At 44.8% G+C, this 9,347-nt stretch carries 13 protein-coding genes and 1 pseudogene; all 14 read left to right on the top strand.

Annotated features, from left to right (window positions below; genetic code table 11):
• The first annotated feature begins 71 nt into the window (after nt 1-71).
• Entirely contained in the window at nt 72-542 is a 471-nt protein-coding gene (locus tag QZZ43_RS16320; protein ID WP_291861590.1) for a hypothetical protein, read from the top strand.
• The gene (locus QZZ43_RS16315) at nt 542-1,339 is read left to right on the top strand and encodes a cation diffusion facilitator family transporter (protein ID WP_291861589.1); all 798 of its coding nucleotides are present in this window, start codon (nt 542-544) and stop codon (nt 1,337-1,339) included. The genes QZZ43_RS16320 and QZZ43_RS16315 overlap by 1 nt, the downstream gene beginning before the upstream one ends.
• Nucleotides 1,340-1,675: a YnfA family protein gene (locus QZZ43_RS16310; RefSeq protein ID WP_367221670.1), complete on the top strand. Its 336-nt coding sequence runs from the start codon at nt 1,340-1,342 to the stop codon at nt 1,673-1,675.
• A 265-nt stretch (nt 1,676-1,940) separates the two neighbouring features.
• Nucleotides 1,941-2,134, top strand: a pseudogene (locus QZZ43_RS19645) (GDCCVxC domain-containing (seleno)protein).
• Between the two features lie 82 nt (nt 2,135-2,216).
• Nucleotides 2,217-2,585: a hypothetical protein gene (locus QZZ43_RS16305; RefSeq protein ID WP_291861587.1), complete on the top strand. Its 369-nt coding sequence runs from the start codon at nt 2,217-2,219 to the stop codon at nt 2,583-2,585.
• Nucleotides 2,572-2,805: a DUF4248 domain-containing protein gene (locus QZZ43_RS16300; RefSeq protein WP_291861585.1), complete on the top strand. Its 234-nt coding sequence runs from the start codon at nt 2,572-2,574 to the stop codon at nt 2,803-2,805. The genes QZZ43_RS16305 and QZZ43_RS16300 overlap by 14 nt, the downstream gene beginning before the upstream one ends.
• Before the next feature lie 7 nt (nt 2,806-2,812).
• A complete protein-coding gene (locus QZZ43_RS16295) occupies nt 2,813-3,166 on the top strand; it encodes a J domain-containing protein (RefSeq protein WP_291861583.1) in 354 nt (117 codons plus the stop codon).
• Nucleotides 3,167-3,252: 86 nt separating this feature from the next.
• Complete coding sequence (locus QZZ43_RS16290; RefSeq protein WP_291861581.1) at nt 3,253-5,757, top strand: hypothetical protein; 2,505 nt, start codon at nt 3,253-3,255, stop codon at nt 5,755-5,757.
• A 24-nt stretch (nt 5,758-5,781) separates the two neighbouring features.
• A complete protein-coding gene (locus QZZ43_RS16285; RefSeq protein WP_291861579.1) occupies nt 5,782-6,423 on the top strand; it encodes a hypothetical protein in 642 nt (213 codons plus the stop codon).
• A 65-nt stretch (nt 6,424-6,488) separates the two neighbouring features.
• Nucleotides 6,489-7,331, top strand: coding sequence for a hypothetical protein (locus QZZ43_RS16280; protein WP_291861578.1), 843 nt, complete (start codon nt 6,489-6,491; stop codon nt 7,329-7,331).
• Nucleotides 7,332-7,470: 139 nt separating this feature from the next.
• On the top strand, nt 7,471-7,869 hold the full coding sequence (locus QZZ43_RS16275) for a hypothetical protein (RefSeq protein ID WP_291861576.1): 399 nt from the start codon (nt 7,471-7,473) through the stop codon (nt 7,867-7,869).
• A gap of 21 nt (nt 7,870-7,890) precedes the next feature.
• Entirely contained in the window at nt 7,891-8,670 is a 780-nt protein-coding gene (locus tag QZZ43_RS16270) for a hypothetical protein (protein WP_291861574.1), read from the top strand.
• Between the two features lie 73 nt (nt 8,671-8,743).
• Nucleotides 8,744-9,094, top strand: a complete 351-nt coding sequence (locus QZZ43_RS16265) for a hypothetical protein (protein ID WP_291861573.1) — start codon at nt 8,744-8,746, stop codon at nt 9,092-9,094.
• Between the two features lie 11 nt (nt 9,095-9,105).
• Nucleotides 9,106-9,347, top strand: a 242-nt coding sequence (locus QZZ43_RS16260) for a hypothetical protein (RefSeq protein ID WP_291861571.1), incomplete at its 3' end; no start/stop codon positions are given.

Raw genomic sequence — 9,347 nt, 5'->3', positions numbered from 1 at the left:
GTCTTACAAAATCATTATTTCAAAAACCAAGATTTGAAATAGAAAATATTGATTAATTTTGATAAAAAATCATGAAAAGAATTACCATATTTTTGATATTAAGTATTTTTTCAGGTTTGTTATTTGCCCAGGAAACTGAAAAGAAACCCTATAAATTAATTGTAGGAGCCCGAGTAAATCCTCTGGTTATTTATGACTTTGACGGAAACCGTACCGAAGCCGTACGTTTGCACGGGGAAATTGGGATGATGTGGAACAAGAGTTGGTATTTCTCAGCAGGCTACACTCCTTTCATGAACAGCTTGTACACTTTCAACGAATATTGGTTTGTAGGCATGGATAAGAAAGTTCCTGTATCGTTTGTGGCTTCGGCAGAATATATGGCCGACAATAATAAGTTTATTTTACAGGGCGGACCCAATGTAAAACTCAAGGGCGGTAATCTTTTTGCATTTCTTTTTACCCCAGCCGATAATATCAATTGGGGGTTGAAAGTAGGTGCGTTTATTCCGCTGAATGTAATCCTTAAGGAAAGAAAGTAATGCAAAAATCAATATACAATATTCCGGAGATGGACTGCCCCTCGGAAGAAAACCTTATCCGCATGAAGCTGTATGAAATTGACGGCATCCGTCAATTGGAATTTGATATTGAAAACCGTAAACTTTCCATTTTTCATTCGGTTGAAAATAAAGAAATCACAAAGAAACTGGAGAGCCTTAAGCTCGGTGCAAATCTTGTTGAAAACAGAGCAGTTACTGATTCTGACTTTCAATTGGAAAGCACAGGCAGTCAGTCCAGATTATTGTGGACGGTGCTGATTATTAATTTCAGTTTCTTTATCATTGAAATCACTACAGGTTTTATATCCAATTCCATGGGGCTGGTTGCCGATTCGCTTGATATGCTTGCCGATGCAGCTGTTTATGGATTAAGTTTGTGGGCTGTGGGCACTGCTGTTTTCCGCAAAAAGAAAGTAGCCACTTTAAGCGGTTACTTTCAATTAACACTGGCAGGTATTGGTCTTATGGAGGTAATCCGAAGGTTTATCGGAGCAGAAGAAATGCCTGATTTCAGAATAATGATTGGAGTTTCTGTATTGGCACTTATAGCCAATTCTGTTTGCCTACATCTGCTTCAAAAATCGAAAAGCAAAGAGGCACACATGAAAGCTAGCATGATTTTCACCTCCAACGACGTAATAATTAATACAGGTGTTATCCTTGCCGGGGTTTTGGTGTTGCTTACGCAGTCGAAATACCCCGACCTGATTATTGGAGCCATCGTTTTTTTGATTGTAATAAGAGGGGCTTTCAGAATTCTAAAATTAGGGAAATAGATCCGTATAAAAATATTTTATTCTTTTCTCCTGTTTGTTTTAGCCGGGCTTTGTGAAATTGGGGGTGGCTACCTTATTTGGCAATGGCTCAGGGGAAATAAACCTTGGTGGTTTGGGGCAATTGGCGGGATAACTCTTGTATTGTATGGAGTTGTGGCAACATGGCAACCAGCTAATTTTGGGCGAGTATATGCTGCCTATGGCGGAGTTTTTATCATCATGGCGATAATTTGGGGGTGGAAAGTGGACGGGTTTATTCCTGACAGGTATGATGTAATTGGAGGAGTTGTAGCGCTTATCGGGATGGGAATAATCATGTACGCTCCAAGAAACTAAAAGTTTATAATAAAGGCACATTCAATATACAATAGGCAAAAGTTATGGAAAAGCCTTTTCCTTGGGCGTTGGTCTAAATATAGTCTTTACCGTTGAAGTCATTTACGATTTAATAGTCAACTCAGACATTAAACCACAAGACAAAATACAATCTATAGGCGATGTACAGTATAATCTCGAAAACGATTGGCATGAATCAGACTATTTTTTAAATTGAAAATAAATGGAAGATAATTGAGGGATGGATTGTTAATAAATTTGGCTTATGAAGTCAAAAAATGTGTCAATAATAACCTGTCCCGATTGTGGGTATAAAAAGGAAGAAAACATGCCGGAAGATTCCTGCCAATTTTTTATGAGTGTAAAAATTGCAAAACTACGCTAAAACCCAAAGAGGGTGAGTGTTGTATTTTTTGTTCTTTTGGTACTGTTAGGTGTCTTACTTTTAAAAAATGTTGAATATTATTTCCTTAACCCAATTTTAATTTCTAATTTTCCATATCTTAGCTCCGCTATCCTTCAAGGGTATAATTAAACAATTATGCCCGACATACTTAAATTCTATGTGCCAATAAGCCTAAGCAATGGGCTTATTGCTGTTTGTACCCTGCAATGTAACCGAACATTCTCAGTTTTTCCTGCCATTTCCGGCAAAGTACTCCAACATCTTTTAATTTTTCCTAAAAGCCTGCATAAACAGGCAAGATATACCCTTCAAAATCGGGTATATCCTCAAAAGCATTCGCATTATACTCCCGAAGTAGCCAAAAGCAATTCAAATATCCTCAAAAGCCCTGAAAAGGACAAAAAAGCAGTCGCAAAGCACTCGCCAAACCTGCATTTTCAATCCTTTTCAGGGCTTTTTGCATTGTATTCACCACTTAATTCATCTGAATATGATTTTTCGTAGAACCATTTTGAAGCAGGAGCTGGTTAAAAAGCTGTATCCAGACAGCACCTCCATCCGAAGTGCCTTGCAGTTACTGCGCAAAGAAATCGACCTGTGTCCGGAGCTCAAAGCAAAAGTGAGTCATGCCGGCCCTATGAATAAGCACACCTACAATTTTGTACAGGTTCGGCTAATACTGGAGCACTTTAGTATCACACCCGAAGAATATAACCAACTATAATAGAAAGATGAACTATTTTCAAAACACCACCGACTTGGAACAAGCCAAGCAACGATACCGGACGCTCGCCAAAGAATTGCATCCCGATAAAGGCGGTTCTGCCCTCCGGTTTCAGCAGATGCAGGAAGAATACAAAACCCTGTTATTAGACCTGCAACGCGAACAGGCAGTTCCCACCGGACAAAACAGCTTCCAGCAATCCGATATTATGGCGGAGCTGGGTAAACTGGCCAAAGTCCTTATCCAAAAACAAGTCCCGCAGCAATACCTGCAAGAAAAAATCAAAAAAAGCCAATCCCCATTAGAGAAAAGTCTGTTTTCAAAACTGGTTGATTTTCTCAATGAACTTGAAATAAAATAAATTACAACGGTAAAAAATAAACTATTTAAATCAACAACGAACAAAAACAGTCAATAACAGTCACCCCATAGCTTAACCCTAACCCTATGTTTGTTTTCACTATGGAAGCAAACACAAAAAAGATAGTAGGCACATTGGCCGTTGCCGCAGCCATCGGAGGTGGTTTTCTCCTGTTTACCAAAGGCAAAAAACTTCTGGCAGGGGCCAAAATGAACTTTGCCCTCCTGGGTTTTCGCATTCATAAGCTGACGTTGCAGGAAGTCCGCTTTGCCGTCAAGCTGCGTTGCTACAATCCAACAAAAGCCCCCATCACACTTGCCATCAATCAGGTAGTGGCCAAATACAAAGCTTCGGCCATCGCTTATTCCACTCCCAACATTAAAGGATTGACCGTTGAAGCCGGCAAAACCCGGGATGTGGAAATTACTTTTCAGGTGCCTTTCCTAAACCTTTTAGGCAAAGGTCTCTCCATGGCAATACTCCAAAATTCTGAGCAGTTCAAAGCCGATTTGAGCTTCACACTTACCCTTAATATCAACGGGGAAACCATCACCACCACGCAAAACTTAACTGATAACAATATGAACGGATTAGCATCGGGACAACTGGGTGTTGTCTCCGGCCCACGCAATACCAAAGACGGACGTCAGTTCAACCATCTTATTAAAAAGGCTGCCGGAACGGAAAAGTTTATCAAAAACGGCAACGTACTGGAGACCGTTGAAAATTGCATCAACATCGTGGCCGACCACTACCGGGAAGTGGAGGAACTGGCCAAAACGCTTAAAAGTGGTTCGCTCACTGAGCCTGTCGAAGTGAAGAACACCTGCCGCAACATCTTCAATTTTGCTTATACCTACCTGCAATACCAAAAGGACGAGGATGGCACCGAACAGCTCCGAACCCCGGCCAGAAGCTGGCAGGACGGCCAGATCAGGTTCAAACAACAGGGCAACAGCAACGCTGGCATTGATTGTGATGATTACAGCATCTTTTGTGGTTCTTTGCTTAAATGTCTGGGCATTCCTTTCCGGTTCCGTATTACCAAATACGATGGCAAAAGCTACTTCCAGCATATTTATGTGTTTGTCCCGGCCAAAGGAGACAGCGAAGATGAGATTATCATCGACCCGGTACTCTCCAAGTTCGACTACCAAAAACCTTACAGCTTCGAGAGGTCCAATTTTAATATGTCAGCGCTTGAAATGGTGGGCGGCGTCAGAGGCATTAACGGCCTGACAGGCACACTTGGCTTAGGGTTACCCATCTACGCATTATCCGGATTGGATATAGCTGGTGGACGCATCCCGGATGCTGACCATGGTGAAATGATGGCCATTGTCTCCGGACTGGACTTTGAAGATGCCATCAATGGTTTGGGAAACGCAGAAGATGCCACACTGAGCTACCTGAAACGTACCCGGGATTTCCTTTTGAAAAACAAGGAGAACAAAAGCAAGATGGCCCATATCCAGAATCCCGACCAGTTCATCAGTATGCTCAATCAGGCCATCAAGTTTTGGCACACACCCCAGCGGGATAAAGTGCTGGACAAACTCTCCACCATTGAAGACCAACTGGTTAAAAGCGGTTTAATCAAATACGATTCGGAAGCCATTCAGGGATTGGGGGAGCTGGATGATTTAGATGAAGAGATTGACGGACTGGAAGGACAAAGAGGTCTGGGCGGCTTTTTCAAATCCCTTAAACGCATTGGCAGGAAAATCGGTAAAGGCATTAAGAAGGGCGTCAAGAAAGCCGGTAAGATCGCCAAGAAAGCTGTAAAGGCCGTTGTCCGTTTCAATCCTTTGTCCATTGCCATACGCAACGGCCTTCTGGCAGGTTCGCGACTAAACATGTTCGACATTGCCAAAAAACTGCAATACGCTTACCTGCCCGATCATCTGGCCGCCAAACACAACATCGACCCTAAGAAACTGGCCGATTTGAAGAAACGTCATGCTAAAGTAAAAAAGCTCTTCAATGGCTTACAAGGCAGGGAAAAGAATCTTCGCTCCGCCATTTTGAAAGGGGCCAAACAGAAAAGTCCGGATTTCTCTTTGAAAGGCGCTGAAGGCATCATCGCCGGACTGGAAGGATTGTCAGCCATTGGCGAACTTGGAGAACTGGGCACTTTGGGTGCCGTGGCCACGGCAGCATCGGTAGGTGCAGCATCAGGGGTGCTGGCTAAAATCAAGAACTGGCTCAAACCGGTGACCAACATCTTTAAAAAGGCCAAAGAGAAGATTGCCGCACGCAAGCAACAAACCGCCACATCCCAAAACATGGTGGACTACGGTCAGGATATGACCCAATACCAACCACAATCCCAAACCCCATTCCAAACACAATCCCAAATGCAACCCGGAGCACAATACCCAAGACAATCCCTAACCCCTGCGCCCACATCAGTTATTCCGACCAAGAGCATCTCCAAAGGAGCCAAAATAGGAATTGGTCTGGGGCTGGCCGCACTCATCGGAACAGGCACCTACCTGATGCTGCGACCATCTAATAGTAAACCAAAAGCCACCACCAAGCGAAAGCCACCTTTAGAAAAGAAATCCCTCGGAAAAATCGAACTCAGTTAATACCAGAACTTAAATTTTAATCAAATGGCAGTAAGAAAAAAGACTTCCAGAACCCCGGCCACAAGGCCAAGGGCAAGCAAGATTGACTTTATGAAAGCCACCAATAACATTGGCAAACCCGTTGCTGCCGTAGCAGGGTTTGCCGTTGGTAAGTTTGCTTTGAAAAAGTTATCCAAAAGTCAGACCGTCACCGGACTGATGGGAACCGACATGAAAGATTACATCATTCCGGCAGCGGTCACTATGGGTGGACTGATAGGTACGCAGTTCACCAAAAACGAATACATCCGGATTGGTTTGGTGGGTGCAGCCGGAGCAGGCGTTGAAGCCGTCATCAAGAAAGCCACCGGCAAAACCATCCTTCAGGGTTTGGAAGGCCTGATGGGCGAAGAAGATGACGACCAGATGTTGGCACTCAATCCCGTTACCCAATCTCTTCCGGCAGCAGATATTGACATCGAAAGAGAAATCCAAAATTCGGTATCAGGAGCCGCAGACTTTTCCATGTCGGATGAGCCGGTGGGCAATATCACCGCAGATTATGCCATGTCGGACGACCCTGTAGGAGCTATGGATTATGAGGATGAGATGGCTGGCTCTCCGGCTAAAATCAATCCCGACAGCATGGACTTCGACATCTTCTCAGGTGATATGATGGAATCCTGACCGGCCCCGAAACGACAACTCAACTTTAGTAAATCAATTTATTAACAACAAAAAAGATAACAATCATGGCAGACATTAATGAGCAAAATGATTTGTACCCTTCAATGGACGATATTGAAGGTTTGGAAGCAGCCCTTCTCGAGAGAGAAGAAGACGCATTAGAGCAGGAAGAAGATCAGGACGATGCCGTTGAAGGCATTGGTGACCTGGGACGTGCCAGGCGCAAACAAAAAAGGAAGGTACGCAGGGTAAAGCGCAGAGCAACCCGCAAGAGTGCTGTTCGCCGCTCCTATAATGCAGGGGCTAAAAGCACTGCCGTCAAAACCGGATTGACCCGAGATCTGACCTCCAAAGGTCAGTTTGAACTGCGTCGCCAGCAGTTGCCCCCGGAAATCCAGAAGGCCCTGAAAGATGCCCGTATGCAGACCGTAGATGCAGCCATCTACACCATCAAGGGCATCAAAGACCGCTCGGACATCGATCTGATGGAAGCATCGGACGACAAGAAAACGGGCCGTACCAACCTGAACCGGGCACAGCTGGACAGCGGAAAGTATTTCCTTCTAACCGACATCGTGCTGGAGTATGCCCACGGTGCATCCGAGGATGACAACGACCCGGCAGATTTTGCATTTGGGCAGTTCGCTTTTCCACCTCAAATGACCAACGGAACCTTTGAGATGACTTTAGGCACCAAAGTGATTGTTCCTGAAATCTCGTGCGCAGTATTCGACGACAGTGATACCACCAAGCGCAAGTTCCTCTATAAGCTGGCCAACCCCAAGTGGTTGAAACCATCCATGGACATCACGCCAAAGTTGAACATGCCCAAGGCAGTGGCCGGAGATAAGGTTTTCAACCCGGCAGTAAAGGTTACCCTGCTTGGAACCATGACCGAGAAAGCGTAAGAGCCATCTGCATTGCCGTCAGAGAAAAGAGTAAAACCATACTAAAGATTGACTCTGTGATGACCGCAACAGGATGCATACCATCAATTTGGAAGGGGCGGTAAATGAGCCGTCCCTTTTTTTAAAAAACACCTTTGAAATGGAAACAAAAGCAATCAATCCTTCCAATCCCATCAAGAAACTTCAGGTCATCAAGTTTGAGGTAAAAAAAGGTCAGACCTATGAGTTCAATGGCAACACCAAGACCGAACACGACCGCATTAAAGGCCTGTTCCTGCGCCTTTCTAATCCCGACGCGCTGCAAGGGGCAACCCTCAGAGTGTGGATTGATGATACCGAAATCATTCCCGATGATACCGAAGTGGCATTACTCCACCACAACGACAGTCTCTCCATAGAAGATGTGGCTTTCCCGGTGGATGAAAAAGCCAAGAACAGCCCGGTCAGGATTATCTACAAAGACGACAGTGCCAATCTGGCCGTGGCCGACAGCTACCATGTAAGGGCTTACCTGCTGGCCGAAGTCAACAAGAAGTAACCGATCATACCCCTCCAACACATGAAACGATACTTTGTCATTACACATCAATCCGAGCACAACGGGCACCTGAATGTTCAGGACCTGCTCCCGGCATCCTGTAAACTGATTACCGGGGTGACTGTTATTGCCACGGTTAAACAATCCGGTGAGCTGGAAGAGATTACCCAAGAGTTGGTGTTTCCACAAGCTTTGATAGCCAATCTGCTCAAAGAGGAGCGCATTACCGGAATGTTCTATTCCTACCTGCGTACCCGCTCCACAAAAGAAGAAAGCCGGGCCTATTTTGAGGCTTCCATGTTGCCGGAGGTTATCAGCGTTTTGAGTGCAAACATCCGATTTACCTGTCTGGATGAAACGCGCCAACAACTATTGACCGATAACCTGACGCAGCTTTTATCAGATGGACTTGCCGATTACCTCTACCATGAAGCCGGTCTTTATGAAAGGGGCAAAATCATGACCAATACCGATTTTGCCGATTTCATCGCTCAAGAGGTGCTGAATTTTGCTTATCAGAAAAAGGAAGAAGTCTTCGTTTACGCCAAGCAAGCCTATAAAAGGCCAAAACCATACGAGTGTGGCAATATCAGTCTGCTGATAAATGGCAACAGCTTTCTGCTTCGGGATTATGTGCTGACCGCCAACCGAAAGGTCCGCAACCTGCAAAAAGAGATCATTCCCTTCCATGAGCCATTGGAGGTCAACTCCAATATCCACACCGTTTTCAAAAGCAATAAAAACAGCGATGGCAGCTTGCTGACCATTAGAATCTACATTGAATATGAAACGAGCAAATAGCCATTTCTCAGATGAAATGAATTTCCCCAAGCGAGTTCCATCGAATGCCTTTGAAAATTAAACTCTTAATGAGATGAACACAAGTGAGCTACTACATACCATCGCCAAGGACCGCATAGCAGGTCTTAGAACCATCGACAGCTACCAGTTAAAGCCGGTAGTGGTTCATGTGACCAAAGCCAGTCAGACCATTGACCTGAAAAACGACATGTGGATTCTCAATACCCAGAGACTTCCCACATCCATTACAGAGCTGGAGATGGTCAGCAGCGACAACGTGTTTACGGCCACTCCGGAAGAATACGAGTTTATGGACGAATACCGCTATCAGGTATTTACCGATTACATCGACCTGATTACCAAAGCCGAAAACTTCCGACCCTACCGGTTGGAATTTGTAAAAATCATCCCCCACAGGATTTAAACCACAGAGCCATGTTAGATTACAGAGAACAAATAAGCAGCATATACAACTTTTTAAAGCGTTCGGAGGCCGAGCAAAAGTACCCTTACGCTTATGAGATCGTCCTTTTGACAGGCATTGAAGAGACCGCCCTTACTTCCCGGACTTCCGGCAGCAGCAAGTTCAATCAGGACATTGAAAACGGGGTGGAAAAAGCCAAACAGGCCCATGGAATGCTCCGGGTGGACGTGTATGGCGGTAAAAGTCCCAATGC

The organism is Marinilabilia sp. (assembly GCF_016278715.1).
Taxonomy (GTDB): Bacteria; Bacteroidota; Bacteroidia; order Bacteroidales; family Marinilabiliaceae; genus Marinilabilia.
The sequence above is the reverse complement of the archived record's forward strand: the minus strand, read 5'-3'. Positions and strand labels throughout refer to the sequence as shown.

Bases quoted from the DNA above. Each gene is read 5' to 3' on its own strand.
- QZZ43_RS16320 (WP_291861590.1), top strand. From the start codon at position 72: ATGAAAAGAATTACCATATTTTTGATATTAAGTATTTTTTCAGGTTTG.
- QZZ43_RS16315 (WP_291861589.1), top strand. From the start codon at position 542: ATGCAAAAATCAATATACAATATTCCGGAGATGGACTGCCCCTCGGAA.
- QZZ43_RS16305 (WP_291861587.1), top strand. From the start codon at position 2,217: ATGCCCGACATACTTAAATTCTATGTGCCAATAAGCCTAAGCAATGGG.
- QZZ43_RS16300 (WP_291861585.1), top strand. From the start codon at position 2,572: ATGATTTTTCGTAGAACCATTTTGAAGCAGGAGCTGGTTAAAAAGCTG.
- QZZ43_RS16295 (WP_291861583.1), top strand. From the start codon at position 2,813: ATGAACTATTTTCAAAACACCACCGACTTGGAACAAGCCAAGCAACGA.
- QZZ43_RS16290 (WP_291861581.1), top strand. From the start codon at position 3,253: ATGTTTGTTTTCACTATGGAAGCAAACACAAAAAAGATAGTAGGCACA.
- QZZ43_RS16285 (WP_291861579.1), top strand. From the start codon at position 5,782: ATGGCAGTAAGAAAAAAGACTTCCAGAACCCCGGCCACAAGGCCAAGG.
- QZZ43_RS16280 (WP_291861578.1), top strand. From the start codon at position 6,489: ATGGCAGACATTAATGAGCAAAATGATTTGTACCCTTCAATGGACGAT.
- QZZ43_RS16275 (WP_291861576.1), top strand. From the start codon at position 7,471: ATGGAAACAAAAGCAATCAATCCTTCCAATCCCATCAAGAAACTTCAG.
- QZZ43_RS16270 (WP_291861574.1), top strand. From the start codon at position 7,891: ATGAAACGATACTTTGTCATTACACATCAATCCGAGCACAACGGGCAC.
- QZZ43_RS16265 (WP_291861573.1), top strand. From the start codon at position 8,744: ATGAACACAAGTGAGCTACTACATACCATCGCCAAGGACCGCATAGCA.